Genomic DNA, 17092 nt, shown 5'->3' with positions numbered 1-17092 from the left:
TTTGAGGCAGTTGCCGCCGCGTTGCGCATAAGTTCGGACCCGATCTCAGGCAGATGCGGGTTCGGTGGGCGGGGCCGGCTCTTCGGGCGGCCGCTGGGGCGCGTTCTTCTTCTTTTTACCCCGCTCCTCGAAGCGCTGCAGCACGGTGAAGAAGGACGGCACGAACAGCACCGCGAGGCAGGTCGACGCCAGCATGCCCGACACCACGGCGATGCCGATGGACTTTCTGGAGTTGGCGCCCGCGCCCGTGGCGAACACCAGCGGCAGCACGCCGAGGATGAAGGCGAAGGACGTCATGAGGATGGGGCGGAAGCGCAGACGTGCCGCCTCCACCGCCGCATCCATGATCTCCATGCCCTCCGCTCGTTTCTCGCGGGCGTATTCCACGATCAGGATCGCGTTCTTGGCCGCGAGCGCGATGAGCAGCACGAGGCCAATCTGGGTATAGAGGTTGTTGGACACCCCGAGCCCAAGAAGCGCGCCCACCGTGCCGAGCAGCGCGAGCGGCACCGCCAGGATCACCGACATGGGCTGGATCCAGCTTTCATACTGCCCCGCCAGCACGAAGTAGACCAGCAGCACCGCAAGCCCGAACACGTAGTAGATCTGATTGCCGACCGCCTTCTCCTGGTAGGACATGGCCGTCCATTCGAAGCCCGTGCCCGGAGGCATGGTGGAGGCCGCGATCTGCTCCATGAGCTGCATCGCCTGGCCGGACGAGAAGCCGGCGGCATTGGAGCCGACGATGGTGGACGAGGGATAGAGATTGTAGAGCGAGATCAGGGGCGGACCCTGAACGGTCTTCACCTCCACCATGGAGCCGAGGGGCACCATCTTGCCGCTCGGCGTACGCACCTTCAGGGCCAGCAGGTCGGCTGGGGTGATGCGATACTTCGCGTCCGCCTGAACATAGACCTGGAACGTGTTGCCGAAGCGGGTGATCTGGTTGACGTAAGTAGAGCCGAGATAGGACGAGATGGTCTCGAACACCTGGCCCACGGTCACGCCCAGGGTCTCCGCCATGGTGCGGTTCACGGTCACCTCCAGCTGCGGCGCACCGACCCGGAAGGAGGTCGCGACATGCTGCAGCGCCGACTGCGCGCCCGCCTTCTCCACGAGGGAATCGGTGATCTGAGCGAGGAGCTGGTAGTCGAAATTGCCGTTGCGCAGCTGCGGCTGCATGGTGAAGCCCGCGGCGTTGCCGATGCCCTGGATGGCCGGCGGCACCAGGATCAGCACCTGCGCCTCCTGCACATCGGCCACCGCCTTATTCAGGTTCTGGTAGAGCGAGAGCAGATCCTCGCCCTTCACCTTGCCGGAATAGCGCTCGTCCCAAGGCGTCAGCGTCACGTAGATGACGCCGGCGTTGGCGAGGGTGGCGGAATTGTCCATGACCGAGATGCCGGAGATGGCGAGCGCGGTCTGCACGCCCGGCACCTTGCGCACCCTCTCGGAAACCTCGCCCATCACCACCTTGGTGCGGTTCAGGTTGGCGCCCTCCGGCAACTGCACCGCAACCAGGAAGTAGCCCTGGTCCTCAATGGGCAGGAAGGAGGTGGGCACCTTGGTGATGCCGTAACCCGCCACCCCGATCAGGCCGAACGCGATGATCACCATGAGCTTGGAATGGTGCACCATGCGGGACATGAGCCCCGCGTACCAGTGCTCGGCCTTGCCGTAGATGGCGTTGAAGCCGCGGAAGATGAAGTTGCGCTTCTCCGGCGGCACCGGCTTGCGCAGCCACAAGGCGCACTGCGTCGGCTTCAGCGTGGCGGCATTGATGGCCGAGATGAAGGCGGTGGCGGCGATGACCAGCGCGAACTGCTTGAACATCTGCCCCGACAGACCCGGTATGAAGGATGCCGGCAGGAACACCGACATCAGCACCAGGGTGATGCCGATCACCGGGCCGAACAGCTCGTCCATGGCCTTCTCGGCGGCGGGCTGGCCATCCATGCCCTCCTCGATGTGGCGGGACACGCCCTCCACGATCACAATGGCATCGTCCACCACGATGCCGATGGCCAGGATGATGGCGAACAGGGTCGAGATGTTGATGGTGAAGCCCATGGCATCCATGGCGGCAAAGGCGCCGATGATGGTCACCGGCACCGTGGTCGCCGGCACCAGCGTCGCCCGCCAGTCCTGGAGGAACATGAGGATCACCACCAGAACCAGGAGCGCCGCCTCGTAGAGGGTCTTATAGACCTCGCTGATGGAGGCGGTGACGAACCAGGTGGTGTTGAAGGGGATGGAGTATTCCAGCCCTTCGGGGAAGTCCTTCTTCAGCTCCTCCATCTTGGCGGCGACGCGATTCGACACGTCGAGCGCATTGGCCGCAGGGAGCTGGAAGATGGCGATGCCGGCGGCGGGCTTGCCGTCCTGCGTGAAATCGCGCGAATAGCTCTGCGCGCCCAGCTCGACGCGCGCCACGTCGCGCAGGCGGACGATGCGCCCGCCGTCCTGGTTGTCCACCTTGACGACGATGTCCTCGTAGTCCGCCGCGTCGTTGAGGCGGCCCTTCACATTCACCGTGTACTGGAAGGCGGCGGTGGAGGGGGCCGGCGGAATGCCGAGCTGGCCGGGAGTAACGAGCTGGCTCTGCTTCTGAATGGAGTTGGAGACGTCGCTGGGCGTGAGGCCAAAGGCCTGCATCTTGTCCGGGTCCATCCACACGCGCAGCGCGTAGGTGCCGGTGCCGAAGATGGTGACGTTGGCGACGCCATCCACGCGCGCCAGCTCGTTCTGGATGTTGATGATGCCGTAATTGTTGAGATACAGCCCATCATAGCGGCCATCCGGCGAGATGAGGGTCACGAACTCCATGATGGAGGTGCCCTTCTGCAGGATGGTCACGCCCTGCGCCTGCACCGCCTGCGGCAGCGAGGAGAGGGCGATGTTGACGCGGTTCTGCACCAGCACCTGCGCCATGTTCGGATCGGTGCCGATGGCGAAGGTGACGACCAGTGTGTAGGTGCCGTCGGACGCCGACCAGGACTGCATGTAGAGCATGCCCTCGACGCCGTTCACCTGCTGCTCGATGGGCAGGGCGACGGTATCGATGAGCGTCTTGGCCGAAGCGCCCGGATAGCTGGTGGTGACCGACACCGTGGGCGGCACGATGTTCGGATACTGTGCCACTGGCAGACGGATGAGCGACACGAGGCCGATCAGCACGAAGACCAGGGCCAGCACGTTCGAAAGAACCGGCCTCTCGATGAAAAAGCGCGAGATCATGGGTGCCGCGTCCTGGCGTTCGAGGGGCGGATCAGTTCTTCGGAGCTGCGGGCTGGGCCGCCGGTGCGGCGCCGGCCGGCGCCGCGGGAGCGGCCTGGGTCGCGGGGCTCGCGCCTTCGACCGGGGTGGGCTGCACCGGAGCGGTGATCTTGCCCATCTCCACCGTGACCTTGGACCCCGGCACCGCGCGCTGGATGCCGTTGACGATGACGCGGTCGCCCAGCTTCAGGCCGCCTTCCACTGCCCGCAGGCCGTTCGGCTGGAGCTGGCCCTGCCGGATCTGGGTCTGCGAGACCTTGCCCGCCGCATCCACCGTGAGCACGTAGGGCCCGAGCTGATTCTGGCTGATGATCGAATCCGGCACCAGCAGCGTGGGAACCGGCATGCCCAGCGGCAGTCGCACGCGGGCGAACAGGCCCGGCAGGAGCGAGAGATTCGAATTGTCGAAGATGCCGCGCACCGTCAGCGTGCCGAGGTTCGGATCGACCTGGGGCGCGATGTAGTCGAGCTTGCCCTGGTGCGGGAAGCCGGTTTCCGTCTGCAGCCCGATCTCGACCGGGATGGCGCTGGGATTTTCGCGCAGGGTCATCATCTTGTGCCCCGCCTTGGCCATCCCCTCCTTGATGTTGAGCACCTGCTGCTCGCTCAGGGAGAACCAGACATAGATGGGGTTCACCTCCACGATGGTGGCGAGCTTGGTGGGGCCGGAATAGCCCACCAGCGCGCCCACGTCCTGAAGATGAGCGGTCACCACCCCGTCGAAGGGGGCGCGCACCTCGGTGTAGCCGAGGTTAATCTGCGCCAGTTCCAGGGACGCCTGCGCGTTCTGCACGTCGGCCACGGCTGCGTCGCGCTTGGCGCGCGCCTGGTCGAGGACGGCCTGGGAGGCGAAGTCCTGCTTGGCGAGCTGATTCTGCCGGTTGAACTCGGCCTCGGCCTGCACCTGCGCGGCCTGCTTGGCGGCCAGCGTCGCCTTGGCCTGGTCAACGTCGGCCTTGTAGACGTCCTGCTCGATGACGAAGAGCAGATCGCCCTTCTTCACCACTTGGCCGTCCGCATAGTTGATGGAGGTCAGGAAGCCCTGAACGCGCGCGTTCAGGTCCACGGAATTGATGGAGGCAGTGTTGCCGGTGAGCTCCAGAAACGTGGTCACGGGCTGCTGCGTCACCTCGGCCACCGTCACCGTCGGGGGCGGCGGGGGCACGTAGGTGTTCTTTTCCTCGCATGCCGCGAGAAGGAAGGCCGCGCTGCACACCAAACCTGTGCGCCGCAGAAATGCGGCCGCCCGGATACCCCCCACCATGCGAAATCCCCCATTGCGCAACTGCGCGGGATACTAGGCGCCGACCGATGACGTGTCCATGCGAGGATTTGGACGCTTCTGTGACCCTACCATCTTACTTAACACTCCGATCGCGCCGCGGCGCGTCATCCCGATGTCCTCCGCGGCGCCGGGCCGGCGTTACGGTGCGGCCACGGCCAGCGCGGGCCGCCTCGCATTGACATTGCCCCGACCCGTTCATAAGTGTCCGCGTGGCATGCTACCCGCCGAAAGGCGGAGGGGCGGCGGCTGCGCGCATCGTCGCAGCGCCCGCCGAAGACCCCGTCCGACTTGCTGGCGCCCCATTGGGGGTGTCCAAAGGCGCACCATTTCCCGGAGGGTCCGGCGGCCCGTCTCCGCCCTCCTTCAAGACCCGACGGATCGGAACAGAGAACAACCATGTTAGGTGGACTTGCCCGCAAGCTCTTCGGCTCCGCAAACGATCGCCGGGTGAAGGGGTACCGACCCCGGGTCCAGGCCATCAACGCCCTGGAAAAAGAGCTCGAAGCCCTCTCCGACGACGCCCTGCGCGCCCGCACGGAGGAGTTCCGCCAGCAGATCGCCGCCGGCAAGACACTCGACGACATCCTGGTGCCCGCCTTCGCCACCGCGCGGGAGGCCGCCAAGCGTGTGCTGGGGATGCGCCCGTTCGACGTGCAGCTCATCGGCGGCATGGTGCTGCACCAGGGCGGCATCGCCGAGATGAAGACCGGCGAGGGCAAGACCCTCATGGCCACGCTGCCGGTCTACCTCAACGCCCTGGCCGGCAAGGGCGTCCACGTGGTGACCGTGAACGACTACCTCGCCAAGCGCGACGCGGAATCGCTCACCAAGCTCTACGGCTTCCTGGGCCTCACCACCGGCGTCATCGTCCACGGCCTCGACGACGCCGAGCGCCACGCCGCCTACCACTGCGACGTCACCTACGCCACCAACAACGAGCTGGGCTTCGACTACCTGCGCGACAACATGAAGTACGAGCGCGCGCAGATGGTGCAGCGCCCGCACTTCTTCGCCATCGTGGACGAGGTGGATTCCATCCTCATCGACGAGGCCCGCACGCCGCTCATCATTTCCGGCCCGCTCGACGACCGTTCCGACTTCTACAACACCATCGACACCTACATCCCCCGCCTCGCCAAGGATGATTTCGAGGTGGACGAGAAGCAGCGCACCGTCACCATGACCGAGAACGGCATGGAAAAGATGGAGCAGATGCTGATGGAGGCCGGGCTGCTCAAGTCCGAGAGCCTCTACGACATCGAGAATGTCTCGGTGGTCCACCACGTGAACCAGGCCCTGCGCGCCCACGCGCTGTTCCAGCGCGACAAGGACTATATCGTCCGCAACGGCGAGGTGGTCATCATCGACGAGTTCACCGGCCGCATGATGCCCGGCCGGCGCTATTCGGAAGGCCTGCACCAGGCGCTGGAGGCCAAGGAGCACGTCCAGGTCCAGCCCGAGAACCAGACGCTCGCCTCCATCACCTTCCAGAACTACTTCCGCCTTTACGAGAAGCTGGCCGGCATGACCGGCACCGCCTCCACCGAGGCGGCCGAGTTCGGCGACATCTACAAGCTCGACGTGGTGGAGATCCCCACCAACCTGCCCATCGCCCGCGCCGATGATGACGACGAGGTCTACCGCACCGCGCGCGAGAAGTATGACGCCATCATCGAGCTCATCAAGGATTGCGGCGAGCGCGGCCAGCCGGTGCTGGTGGGCACCACCTCCATCGAGAAGTCGGAGCTGCTGGCCGACCTGCTCAAGAAGGCGGGTCTTCACCAGAAGGACTATTCCGACCCCGCCGCCCTCACCCGCATCGACACCTCGGGCAAGGTCTTCTCCGTGCTGAACGCCCGCTACCACGAGCAGGAGGCCTACATCGTCTCCCAGGCGGGCGTGCCGGGGGCCATCACCATCGCCACCAACATGGCGGGGCGCGGCACCGACATCAAGCTCGGCGGCTCGGCCGAGATGCGCGTGGAGAACGAGCTGCGCGACATCCCGGAAGGTCCGGAGCGCGACGCCGCCACCGCCCGCATCAAGGCCGAGGTGGAGGAACTGAAGAAGAAGGCGCTCGCCGCCGGCGGCCTGTTCGTACTCGGCACCGAGCGCCACGAGAGCCGGCGCATCGACAACCAGCTTCGCGGCCGTTCCGGACGCCAGGGCGACCCCGGCCACTCCAAGTTCTTCCTCTCCCTGGAAGACGACCTGATGCGCATCTTCGGGTCGGACCGGCTCGACAGCATGCTGCAGAAGCTCGGCCTGAAGGAAGGCGAGGCCATCATCCACCCCTGGATCAACCGGGCGCTGGAAAAGGCCCAGCAGAAGGTGGAAGCCCGCAACTACGACATGCGCAAGAACGTCCTGAAGTATGACGACGTTCTGAACGACCAGCGCAAGGTGGTGTTCGAGCAGCGCCTGGAGCTGATGAATGACGAGGACGTGGCCGGAACGGTGGAGGACATGCGCCATGCCCTCATCACCGACACCGTGGCCAAGTTCATCCCCGAGAACGCCTATCCCGAGCAGTGGGACACCAACGGCCTGCACCAGGCCCTGCTCGAAGCCCTGAACCTCGACCTGCCGGTGGAGGAATGGGCCAAGGAAGAGGGCATCGCCGGCCCCGAGGTGACCGAGCGCATCATCCGCACCGCCGACGAATCGATGGCCGCCAAGGCCGCCACCTACGGGCCGGAGCTGATGCGCTACGTGGAGAAGTCCATTCTTCTCCAGACCCTCGATCACCTGTGGCGCGAGCACATCGCCATGCTCGACCACCTGCGCCAGGTGGTGGGCCTGCGCGGCTACGCCCAGCGCGACCCGCTGAACGAGTACAAGTCCGAGGCCTTCAACCTCTTCTCCACCATGCTGAACCGCCTGCGCGAGGTGGTCACGGCCCAGCTCATGCGGGTGGAGATCGTTACCCAGCCGCCGGTGGAAGAGCTGCCGATGATGGAGGCGCACCACGCCGATCCGCTGACGGGCGAGGACGAGATTGCCGAGGCTGCTGCCGCCATCGGCTCCCGCCCGCTGCCGCCGCTCGGCGGAGACATTGCCGTGGCCGAGCGCGATCCGAAGGACCCCTCCACATGGGGGAAGGTGGGTCGCAACGAGGTGTGCCCCTGCGGCTCCGGCAAGAAGTTCAAGCACTGCCACGGCCGCTTCGACTGAGGCACCGCGCGCCCGATGCGGCGCGCGCCGGCCCCCACACTTTGAGGCACGCGCCGGCGGCGCCCTATGCCCTCCGCGTTATCGACGCGAGCGCTCCAGGGCGCGTTCGGTGAAGGCGCTTTCAAAGGACGCGCCCAGATCCGGCAACCGAAAGCGGGCCTCCCGCATCGCCATCGCGCGCTCTTACCCGACCGTTCGGATGCGGCAGCGTTCGCGCGGCCTCTGTCACGCGCACCTAAGCCCCTGCGCGTGGAAGCGCTTCGGCCCGCCAATGTCGCGCCGAAGAAGCGTGGACATCAAATGCGCGCGCCCTGACTGCCGGCGACCGTTAAATACGCCGCAGGACAGCGGCCCGCACGCGTGGCGGAGAGCAACGGCGTCGAGAGACGGGTGCGACCGGACCACAGCATGCGGCAGTCAAAATGGCCCGGCGAATACCCAATGCCCGCGCGCTTGCCTCATGGGCCGTCGTTCAAGCCTGTGTAGCGCTTGAACAAAGCCCTTCTGGCCGGCCGAAGAGCGGAGGTTCGCGGCATAAGGCGCTGATCGCGAGGCACGCGAACGGCCCGTCAGGTATCCGGTGCGGCCGAGCCGGCCCACTGAAAGCACCTTGATCCAAAGGCTGGCCCGGCCGAAACGAAGCCCGCACACGGCAGGCCCGCGACGGCGGGAGGCCCGGCACCGGCCGAGAAGCCGGCGCCGGGCGGAAACCCTCGACCTTACCTGGTCACCGCGATGGCAACGGACTGGTTGAAGGTCACCTGCACGAGGTCACCGACCTTCACGCCCTTCACCTTCTCCTTGTGCTCCGGCTTCTTCGCCTGGACCACATAGAGGCGGCCTTCCGGCCCCTTCAGGGTCAGCGTGGCGTCGTCGGGGTCCATGCGCACGATCTCGCCGGTGAGGCGGATGGTGTCCACCACCGCGCCCGCCGGCTTGGCGCTGTCGGATCGGTCGCCACCGCCTGCGACACCTGGATGCCGACGCCGACGCCCGCCTCGGGCTTGGCGATGTCAATGATGACCGCATCGGTCTCGGTGATGGTCACGGTGTCGCCGACGGCGATCTCGTCGAACTTCTTGATGGCCGGCCCAACCTTCACGGTGAAGATGTTGCCTTCCGGCCCCTTGAGGACGACCTGACGGGTATCGGCATCCACCGCGATCACGGAGACCTTGACCTGGCTCACGTCGACGGCACCCTCACCGACGATCGGCTGCGCGAAAGCGGACACCGCACCGAGAACGGCGGCGCCGGCGATCAGCGAGAGGCGCCCCGCCATTTTCTTGAATGCCATTGTCTGTGTCTCCCAGTTTCCTGTTCCGGCCGGCCAGGACCACGACGGAGCATATGCCCCCGCTCCGGCGCGGCATCCAAGCAGCGTGCTTCGATACCGGCCGCCGGCAAGATAACGGGGGGAGTGCGAACAGGCGACGACGCCACAGGAACTTCACACGACAAAAAAAGGCCCCGTCAGGCTGAGGCGCAACCCCTGCGCAGCTGCCGGCCCCGTGTATGCACGTACGTGCCGGAGATCCTCGCGCACACCCGCCGGGGCCCCTGCGCTGGCGCGAGTGTGGCTGAGGCGGAACACGCGCCACGGCGGCGTTCCCGCGCGCCCAGTCGCGCTCAAACCCTGAAGCAGTGGCTGCCACGGCGAGGGCATGCCGGCCAGGATGTCGGCTTCCATCGTCAGCCCACGAGGCCACGCTTTTCGCGCCGTCCCCATATCCTCGCAGAGGAACGGAAGACACGGCAGGCGCGCGATGCCGCGCAGGCCCTTAGCGTGTGAAGGTCTGGGTGGCCACCACGTCGGCGGCGCCGGTCAGCGTGTCCGAAGCGCCCACATTGGCGGGGCGGCCCGCCGCCACCAGCGAAGGCTTCGGCAGCGGCGAGGCCGAGGCCTGGGGCTTGTCCGCCGGCGCGGCAGGCGGCAGCGGCGCGGCCGGCGACGGGGCTGTCGCCGCTGCCGTGGGGGTAGCGGCAGGCGCCGAGGCCGGATCGGCGGAGGGGCCGAGGCTGCTCAGGGCCACGCTCTCATCCAGGCGCGGCGGGCGGGTGGTCTCGGGAATGGTGCCCGGCGCCTGCGGCGCGAAGGCGTAGGAATTGTCGCCCTGCTTGCGCTTGATTTCGGCCAGGAACACGGGGTGCATGCCGCCGTCGGCGCCCGTCTTGACCGGCGCCACGGGTGCACTCTGGGAAAGGGCGGCCACCTGCGCGTCGTCGGCGCGGGTCTTGGCGGCCACCGCGTTGGCGATATTGGGGGCCACCTGGTAGGGCGGACAGGCGCCATCAGCGTCGAAGCGAGTGCCGGGTGCCGGCTGCGCATCGAACACATATTGCCGCCCGCACACGCTCACCTTGGGCTCCTGGCGGGTGACCTCGAAATGGTCGTAGCCCTGCTTCAGGTTGCGCCAGAAGGCCATGTTCGGGTTGGTGCGGTGGCGCGCGAGGTTCTTCGGCGTCATGCGGAAGGGATAGGCCTGCACCTGGAAGGTGCGCTGGCCACCCGCGAAGCTCTCCCGCGCCAGCGAGAAGATCTCGGAGATCTGCTCGTCCGTCATGGCATAGCAGCCGGCGGAGGAGCAATCGCCGTGCACCATCAGGAACTCGCCGGTGCGCCCGTAGGCCTTGTCGAAGGCGTTGGGGAAGCCCAGGTTGAACGAGAGATAATAGCTGGAATTCGGGTTCATCTGCCCCGGAGCGATGGCATAGAAGCCCTCGGGCGCCTGCCGGTCACCCATCTTGACCTTGGGGCCGAGCTCGCCCGACCAGCGGCAGATGGGATAGGTCTTCAGCAACGCGTAGTTGCCGGAAGACGTCTCCTTCCACACCTCGAGCTCGGCCTCTTCCTTGAAGATCCGCACCAGGATGGGGGTGGACGGCGCCATGTTCTTCTCGCTGATGAGCGAGAGCATCTGCGGCGTAAGGGGCATGTTCGCCTTGCGCGAGACCTCGTCGGTCTGGTTGCAGGCGGAAAGGGCGAGCGCGGCGGTGGCGGCCAACGCCGCCATGCGGACGCGCGACGAGACTGTCGTCTTCGGACGGTTCAACGCGGAACTCCTGATACCTGTCCGGATAGCGCAACCGCCATCTTCAGCCCCTGCCCCCTAACGAAACCCTAACGCACTGGCGGCGTGACCCCACGCCCCGCGGCAAGGCTCGTGCTCCCTCTCAGGAAATGAGCCAATTGCGGCCAAGATGAGATGGTTCCCGGTGCCGCCCGCAGCTCAGAGGCCGCGGCCGATGGCCAGGAACTTCTCCCGCCGCGCCCGGCGCAGCCCGGGCCCGTCGAGCTCCGCCAGGGAGCCGAGCGCATCGGCGATGGCGTCGCCCGCGGCGGCGATGGCCGCGTCGGCATCACGATGGGCGCCGCCCACGGGCTCCTTCACGATCGAATCGATGACGCCGAACTTCAGCAGGTCCTGCGCCGTGATCTTCATGTTGGTGGCCGCTTCCTGGGCCTTGGCGGTGTCGCGCCACAGGATGGAGGCCGCGCCTTCCGGCGAGATCACGCTGTAGATGGCGTGCTCCATCATCAGCACCCGGTTCGCCGTGGCGAGCGCGATGGCGCCGCCCGAGCCGCCCTCGCCGATGATGAGCGAGACGCTGGGCACCGAAAGGGCGAGGCAGGCATCCGTGGAGCGGGCGATGGCCTCGGCCTGCCCGCGCTCCTCGGCGCCGATGCCCGGATAGGCGCCGGCAGTATCCACCAGCGAGATCACGGGGATGCCGAAGCTGTCGGCCAGCTCCATCAGGCGCACCGCCTTGCGGTAGCCCTCGGGGCGGGCCATGCCGAAATTGTGACGGATGCGGGTCTCGGTGGTGGAGCCCTTCTCGTGGCCCAGCACGCAGACGCTCTCGCCCCGGAAGCGGGCGAAACCGCCGATGATGGCCTCGTCCTCGCCGAACTTGCGGTCACCCGCGAGCGGCGTGAACTCCTCGAACAGCCGCTCCGCGAAGGCCGCGAAATGCGGCCGCAGGGGGTGGCGGGCGACGAGGGTCTTCTGCCAGGGGGAAAGATTGGCATAGAGGGCGACGAGCGCATCGTGGGCCTTGGCCTCGAGCCGCTGCACCTCATCGCTGATGGCGACGCCGTTGGAAGCCGACAGCGCCCTCAGCTCTTCCACCTTGGCCTCGAGTTCGGCGACCGGCTTCTCGAAGTCCAGATAGCTGCGCATGCTTGTCCGTGGGGTTGGAAAGGGCTGATCTTAGCCCCTCCGATGCGGCGGGAAGCTGCCCGCGCGGGGGCTCCAAGTCAAGGGCGGGACATTGCGGGGGATCGCCGCGCGCCTGACGGGGGCGTGACATCCCGCACCGCGCAACGGCCTTGTTCGAGCCCCCGCGGAGAGGCTATTGCTTGCCTCCACATTGCCGAGGGACCTCCATCGCCATGCGCGCGCTGCTCGACGTCATCCTGATCGTCCTGAACCTCTACGTGTGGCTGCTGATCGCGGCCGCCGTCCTGTCCTGGCTCGTCGCCTTCAACGTGGTGAACCCGTACAACAAGTTCGTCCACAATGTCGGCGACTTCCTCTTCCGCATCACCGAGCCGGTGCTCGCGCCCATCCGCTCGGTGATCCCGAGCCTTGGCGGCATCGATCTCTCGCCGATGATCCTGATCCTCATCATCTTCTTCATCCAGCGGGTGATCGGGCTCTACATCTACCCCAACGTGTTCTGACGCATTGAGCATCTTTCGCCCTGTCAGCGACGGCATCGAGCTTCACGTGCGCGCCACCCCGAAGGGCGGGCGCGACGCGCTGGACGGAGTCGCCATGCTGTCCGACGGCCGCAGCGTGCTGAAGGTGCGGGTGCGCGCGGCGCCGGAGGACGGCGCCGCCACCGCGGCGGTGGCGCGCGTCATCGCCCAGGCCCTGGGGGTTCCCGCCTCCCGCGTCGTGCTCACGGCCGGCGCCACGGCCCGGCTGAAGACCTTCCGCGTGGAGGGCGAGCCCGCCGCGCTGGCGGCCGCCCTCGCCAAGGCTGTGCCGGAGGGCGCGCAGGTGCCCGCCACAGAGGCGCCGGCCACGGAGGCGCCGCGCCGGGACGAGGCCCCGTCGCCGCGCCGCCGACGCTGAGGCGTTGCCAGGAAATTCCCCGGAGTGCCACCTCGCGACAGGCCGGCCGAAGCGGCCGGGGAAGAGGAGCCCCCTCCCCGGCCCCTCCTCACTTGCCGCCGTCGTTGTTCGCCATGCCGCAGGTGTAGCCCACGAAGCAGCGGGGATTGTCGGGCATGGAGAGCCACGCCGGCTTGGTCACCTCGCCCTCGGCGCAATAGCGGTCGTCGATCACGTAGCGCCGGGCATTGCCGTCGCCCGTCGGCACAAGCACCGAGCCCTCCTGCCGCACCGCCGCCGCGAGGCCGGCGCAGGTGCTGGGCGGAGCGGGGATCGCCATCATCTCGGACGGCGGCTGGTTGTTGCCGAGAATCGCGGTGGAATCCACCGGCACGGGCACGCCGGCGGCGGCGAGATCCGGCGGCGGCGCCAGCGGATCGTTCTGCGCCGCGGCAGGGCCGGCCAGGGAGAAGCCTCCGATGGCAAGGCCCAGCCACACCGCGCTCATGGCCGCGGCCGCCCCATGCCGCAGCCCATCCATCATTCCCGCCATAAAAACTCTCCCCCGCCCCGGCGAACGCCAGGACCCCGTTCATGGTCCGGCCATATCGACCGGGCCACCCATATACAAGCATGCGCGCGTGACGTTTCCGGGTCGAGTCCGTCCGGCCGCGCATCCCCACCGTGTGCCGCGCTCAACCGAAGCGCTTCGCCCCGGCGACGCAGAGCACCACCACAAGGGCAACCGCGATCATGGCACCGCTCACCGGCTCACCCAGGAGAAGCGCGGCGAGCGCCAGCCCGAAGAAGGGCTGCAACAGCTGAAGCTGGCCCACCGCGGCGATGCCGCCCAGCGCGAGGCCCCGATACCAGAACACGAAGCCCACCAGCATGCTGAACACGGAGACATAGGCGAGCCCGATCCAGGCCGCCCCATTAATGCCGCTCCAGGCGAATGGCGCGCTCCACAAGGCCAGGATGGCCATGGGCGGCAGCGCCACCACCAGCGCCCAGGAGATGACCTGCCACCCGCCGAGCCGTCGCGAGAGCCGGGCGCCCTCCGCATAGCCGAGGCCGCAGACGGCGATGGCGCCCACCATGAGCAGCGCCCCCGCCGGCGCCACCACCCCGCCGCCCGCGAGCGCGAAGCCGGCGACCGCCGCCGCCCCGGCCGCAGAGAACAGCCAGAAAGCGGGCCGCGGGCGCTCCCCGGCCCGGATGACGGCGAAGATGGCGGTGGCGAGCGGCAGCAGGCCGATGAAGATGATCGACTGCGCGGAGGTGATGTGCCGCAGCGCCAGGGCCGTAAGAAGCGGAAAGCCGAGCACCACCCCGAACGCCACCATCGCGAGCGAGGCCAGATCCGCCCCGGCCGGGCGTCTCTGACGCAACGCCAGCAGCAGCGCTGCGCCGAGCAGCCCCGCGATGACCGCCCGCGCCGAGGTGAGGAACAACGGCGTGAAGCCGGCCACGGCGACCCGCGTCGCCGGTAGCGAACCGCTGAAGATGATGACCCCGGCGAGGCCGCTGCCCCACCCTTCCATATGCCGCATGACCGCCTCCGCGCTCGCCCCTGCCATAGGTCGGGCGGGCTTGCCGCGACAGGAACGGAACCATACGGTGGAGCCGAACAGTTCGGCCGATGGATCAATACGGTTGTAGCCAGCCGGATGGAGGCGATCACCCACGCATGACGGCGACGCGCACAGAACGGGTGATAGCCACCATTCGCGGCGGAATGGCCCGCCGTGCGCTGGCGGAGGGCGAGAAGCTGCCCTCCATCCGCCGGCTGGCGCGAGAGCTGGAGGTTTCGCCCTCCACCGTCGTGGAGGCTTACGAGCGGCTGGCTGCGGAAGGGCTCGTGCGCTCGCGCCCCGGCTCCGGCTTCTTCGTTGCGAGCCATGCGCCGGGCCAGTGGACCGGCACGGCGCCGGCGCTCGCGGAAGCCGGGCCGGCGCTCGACCGGGCGGTCGATCCGCTATGGGTGGCGCGGCAGTCACTCGATTCCGGGCCCGAAGCGCTGCGTCCGGGGTGCGGCTGGCTGCCGCCGGAATGGATGCCCAATGCTGCCATCCGCCGGGCCATCCGAGGCCTCGCCAAGGCCGACGAGACGGTGCTCACGGTCTATGGCGCGCCGCGGGGGCCGCTGGCCCTGCGCCAGCTCCTGGCGCGCCGCTGCGCCGAGGAGGGGATCGAGGCGGGGCCGGAGCAGGTCCTGCTCACGGCCTCGGGCACCCAGGCCGTCGATCTCGTCTGTCGCCTGCTGCTGCGCCCCGGCGACACCGTTCTTCTCGATGACCCCTGCTATTTCAATTTCCAGGCCCTGCTGCGCGCCCACGGTGTGGGCATCGTCAGCGTCCCATTCACGCCATCGGGACCGGACATCGACGCCTTCGGCGAGGTGCTGGCGCGCCACCGCCCGCGCCTCTACATCACCAATTGCGCCCTCCACAACCCGACGGGCGCCACCCTTTCCCCGCAGGTCGCCCACCGGCTGCTGATCGCGGCGGCGGCGCACGACCTCGTCATCGTCGAGGACGACATCTTCGCCGCGTTCGAGCCGGAGCCCTCCCCGCGCCTCGCGGCCCTCGATGGCCTTAAGCGCGTCATCCGCATCGGTAGCTTCTCCAAGACCGTCTCGGCCTCGGTCCGCTGCGGCTACGTCATCGCCCGGCCGGACTGGATCGAGGCCCTGGTGGACCTCCAGGTGGCCACCTGCTTCGGCGGACCGAGCCCGGTGGCGGCGGAGATCGTCCGCGGCGTGCTCGCGGACGGCGGCTACCGCAAGCATGTGGCCGGCCTGCGCAGCCGCCTTGCCAGACGCCGCCGGGAGGTCCTCGCCGATCTCGCCGGCCTGGGCATCACGCCCTGGACGCTGCCGCGCGGCGGGTTCTACCTGTGGTGCCGCCTGCCGGACGGGCGCAATGCGGCGGAGGTGGCGAAGGCGGCGCTGCGCGAGCGCATGGTGCTCGCACCCGGCAACGTCTTCAGCGTCGCCCAGTCGGCACATGATCTCATGCGCTTCAATGTGGCGCAGATGAACGCCGAAGCCTTGCGCATCCTGCGCCAAGCGCTGCGCTGAGGGGCAGCCGCCAGCCTGGTACCGCCACCATTTTGCGGTTCAGGTCTTGGCGAGGCGTCAGGGCATGCTTAGTATCCATTCGGACATAACGGCCAGAACGCTCCTCGACCGTCGAAAACGGGCGCCATCGCCAAGGGCGATACGCACCAGGGGGCGGACGTTCTTCGCGTCGCCCCGCGCGCCACCCGCCCGCCGTGCCTTCGGGAAACGTGGCACGGACGTCCCCCACGCCGCAGACCGAGGCGAGGACCCGAGCGATGACTCTTGAGGAATGCCTGCCCCGCGCCATCAGGGACGCAAGCACCGTCCAGACGATCGAGGCGGGACAGACCCTTTTCGCCCAGGGCAGCCCCACCGTAGGCGTGTTCGAGGTGCTGAACGGGCGCGTGCGCCTCGCTCGCACCCACGCCTCGGGTCACGAGGCGGTGCTTTATGTGGCGCGCGCGGGCGACCCGTTGGCGGAAGCCTCAATCCTGTGCAAGATTTATCATTGCGAAGCGACGGCGGTCACCCGCTCCACCGTGCGGCTGTATCCCAAGGGACTGCTGCTGCCGGAGTTCGAGCGCAACCCCCATTTCGCGGCGGCCTACACCGCCATGCTCGCGCGCCAGCTCATGACCGCACGGACTTTGGTGGAGCGGCTGAGCATGCACTCCGCGCGCGACCGCATCCGCCATTTTCTCATCCTCAACCTCGGTCAGGACGGGCGGAGCGTGAAGCTCGCGGGAACCCTGAAGGAGCTGGCGGCCGAGCTGGGACTCACCCACGAGGTGCTCTACCGCACCCTCGCCCGCATGGCCGAAGACGGCGAGATCGAGCGCGCCGGCACCACCATTGTTCTGCTGCGCACCGACTGAACGCTCCCAGCGACGCGACATGCGCGGTGCTCGCTCGGCGGATATCGCTGCTCGCCTGAAGACATCACGCAATGCTTCCCACGAGATGCTTCCGGTGCGCCATCCCGCGCGCGCGAGCCCTTCCGCCGCGGCGTGAAGCCCGCGCGAAACCAGCCCTGCACAACAAATTCTGAAAATTCACGGAAGATCGCGGTTCCTATGACCATAATCATAGCATGACCGTGCGGCACCGCGGTACAACCATCAGATATGCTCATTTGAATATAGCGCCTGGGCCACCCACCCGGCGAGCACTCGAATTTTGCCTGGAGGATTGCATGTCGTCATTGGGATGGCCGAAGGCACGCGCGGTGAAGCG

12 protein-coding genes and 1 pseudogene are annotated in these 17092 nt (G+C 67.7%); 5 read left to right on the top strand and 8 right to left on the bottom strand.

From position 1 onward, the window contains the following. Positions 1–45 precede the first annotated feature (45 nt). Positions 46–3237: an efflux RND transporter permease subunit gene (locus V5F61_RS00580; RefSeq protein ID WP_393986931.1), complete on the bottom strand. Its 3192-nt coding sequence runs from the start codon at positions 3235–3237 to the stop codon at positions 46–48. Positions 3238–3268: 31 nt separating this feature from the next. Then, positions 3269–4540 carry an efflux RND transporter periplasmic adaptor subunit gene (locus tag V5F61_RS00575; RefSeq protein WP_393986930.1) on the bottom strand — a complete coding sequence of 424 codons (1272 nt, stop codon included), beginning with the start codon at positions 4538–4540 and terminating at the stop codon, positions 3269–3271. Between the two features lie 417 nt (positions 4541–4957). On the opposite strand from V5F61_RS00575, the gene secA reads away from it, so the two are divergent. Then, a complete protein-coding gene (gene secA / locus V5F61_RS00570) occupies positions 4958–7735 on the top strand; it encodes a preprotein translocase subunit SecA (RefSeq protein ID WP_393986929.1) in 2778 nt (925 codons plus the stop codon). Between the two features lie 719 nt (positions 7736–8454). On the opposite strand, the gene V5F61_RS00565 is transcribed toward secA, so the two are convergent. From V5F61_RS00565 to V5F61_RS00550, 4 genes are all read right to left on the bottom strand, one after another. After that, positions 8455–8619 (bottom strand): hypothetical protein, encoded by a 165-nt coding sequence (locus tag V5F61_RS00565; protein ID WP_393986928.1) that lies wholly within the window; start codon positions 8617–8619, stop codon positions 8455–8457. Further along, positions 8595–9032 carry a hypothetical protein gene (locus tag V5F61_RS00560; protein ID WP_393986927.1) on the bottom strand — a complete coding sequence of 146 codons (438 nt, stop codon included), beginning with the start codon at positions 9030–9032 and terminating at the stop codon, positions 8595–8597. The genes V5F61_RS00565 and V5F61_RS00560 overlap by 25 nt, the downstream gene beginning before the upstream one ends. A gap of 484 nt (positions 9033–9516) precedes the next feature. Further along, positions 9517–10788 carry a hypothetical protein gene (locus V5F61_RS00555; RefSeq protein WP_393986926.1) on the bottom strand — a complete coding sequence of 424 codons (1272 nt, stop codon included), beginning with the start codon at positions 10786–10788 and terminating at the stop codon, positions 9517–9519. 177 nt (positions 10789–10965) lie between these two features. Beyond that, positions 10966–11916, bottom strand: a complete 951-nt coding sequence (locus V5F61_RS00550; protein WP_393986925.1) for an acetyl-CoA carboxylase carboxyltransferase subunit alpha — start codon at positions 11914–11916, stop codon at positions 10966–10968. A gap of 212 nt (positions 11917–12128) precedes the next feature. Here V5F61_RS00550 and V5F61_RS00545 point away from each other — a divergent pair, with 212 nt between their 5' ends. Both V5F61_RS00545 and V5F61_RS00540 read left to right on the top strand, forming a co-directional pair. Further along, positions 12129–12419 (top strand): YggT family protein, encoded by a 291-nt coding sequence (locus V5F61_RS00545; RefSeq protein ID WP_393986924.1) that lies wholly within the window; start codon positions 12129–12131, stop codon positions 12417–12419. A gap of 4 nt (positions 12420–12423) precedes the next feature. Continuing rightward, a pseudogene (locus tag V5F61_RS00540) lies at positions 12424–12714 on the top strand (DUF167 family protein); the annotation flags it as partial. A 190-nt stretch (positions 12715–12904) separates the two neighbouring features. Here V5F61_RS00540 and V5F61_RS00535 read toward each other — a convergent pair. Both V5F61_RS00535 and V5F61_RS00530 read right to left on the bottom strand, forming a co-directional pair. Next, complete coding sequence (locus tag V5F61_RS00535; protein WP_393986923.1) at positions 12905–13348, bottom strand: hypothetical protein; 444 nt, start codon at positions 13346–13348, stop codon at positions 12905–12907. Between the two features lie 142 nt (positions 13349–13490). After that, a complete protein-coding gene (locus tag V5F61_RS00530) occupies positions 13491–14348 on the bottom strand; it encodes a DMT family transporter (protein WP_393986922.1) in 858 nt (285 codons plus the stop codon). 137 nt (positions 14349–14485) lie between these two features. Between V5F61_RS00530 and V5F61_RS00525 the strand changes: the two genes are divergently transcribed. Both V5F61_RS00525 and V5F61_RS00520 read left to right on the top strand, forming a co-directional pair. Continuing rightward, positions 14486–15877, top strand: coding sequence for an aminotransferase-like domain-containing protein (locus tag V5F61_RS00525; protein ID WP_393986921.1), 1392 nt, complete (start codon positions 14486–14488; stop codon positions 15875–15877). 257 nt (positions 15878–16134) lie between these two features. Then, positions 16135–16734, top strand: coding sequence for a Crp/Fnr family transcriptional regulator (locus tag V5F61_RS00520; RefSeq protein ID WP_393986920.1), 600 nt, complete (start codon positions 16135–16137; stop codon positions 16732–16734). Positions 16735–17092 lie beyond the last annotated feature (358 nt).

This window comes from Xanthobacter sediminis (genome assembly GCF_043195015.1).
In the GTDB taxonomy this organism is placed as follows: Bacteria; Pseudomonadota; Alphaproteobacteria; order Rhizobiales; family Xanthobacteraceae; genus Xanthobacter.
The sequence above is the reverse complement of the archived record's forward strand: the minus strand, read 5'-3'. Positions and strand labels throughout refer to the sequence as shown.

Excerpts from the sequence above, each read along its gene's own strand:
- V5F61_RS00580 (WP_393986931.1), bottom strand. The coding sequence starts at position 3,237 with ATGATCTCGCGCTTTTTCATCGAGAGGCCGGTTCTTTCGAACGTGCTG.
- V5F61_RS00575 (WP_393986930.1), bottom strand. The coding sequence starts at position 4,540 with ATGGTGGGGGGTATCCGGGCGGCCGCATTTCTGCGGCGCACAGGTTTG.
- secA (WP_393986929.1), top strand. The coding sequence starts at position 4,958 with ATGTTAGGTGGACTTGCCCGCAAGCTCTTCGGCTCCGCAAACGATCGC.
- V5F61_RS00565 (WP_393986928.1), bottom strand. The coding sequence starts at position 8,619 with ATGGACCCCGACGACGCCACGCTGACCCTGAAGGGGCCGGAAGGCCGC.
- V5F61_RS00560 (WP_393986927.1), bottom strand. The coding sequence starts at position 9,032 with ATGGCATTCAAGAAAATGGCGGGGCGCCTCTCGCTGATCGCCGGCGCC.
- V5F61_RS00550 (WP_393986925.1), bottom strand. The coding sequence starts at position 11,916 with ATGCGCAGCTATCTGGACTTCGAGAAGCCGGTCGCCGAACTCGAGGCC.
- V5F61_RS00545 (WP_393986924.1), top strand. The coding sequence starts at position 12,129 with ATGCGCGCGCTGCTCGACGTCATCCTGATCGTCCTGAACCTCTACGTG.
- V5F61_RS00535 (WP_393986923.1), bottom strand. The coding sequence starts at position 13,348 with ATGGCGGGAATGATGGATGGGCTGCGGCATGGGGCGGCCGCGGCCATG.
- V5F61_RS00530 (WP_393986922.1), bottom strand. The coding sequence starts at position 14,348 with ATGCGGCATATGGAAGGGTGGGGCAGCGGCCTCGCCGGGGTCATCATC.
- V5F61_RS00525 (WP_393986921.1), top strand. The coding sequence starts at position 14,486 with ATGACGGCGACGCGCACAGAACGGGTGATAGCCACCATTCGCGGCGGA.
- V5F61_RS00520 (WP_393986920.1), top strand. The coding sequence starts at position 16,135 with ATGACTCTTGAGGAATGCCTGCCCCGCGCCATCAGGGACGCAAGCACC.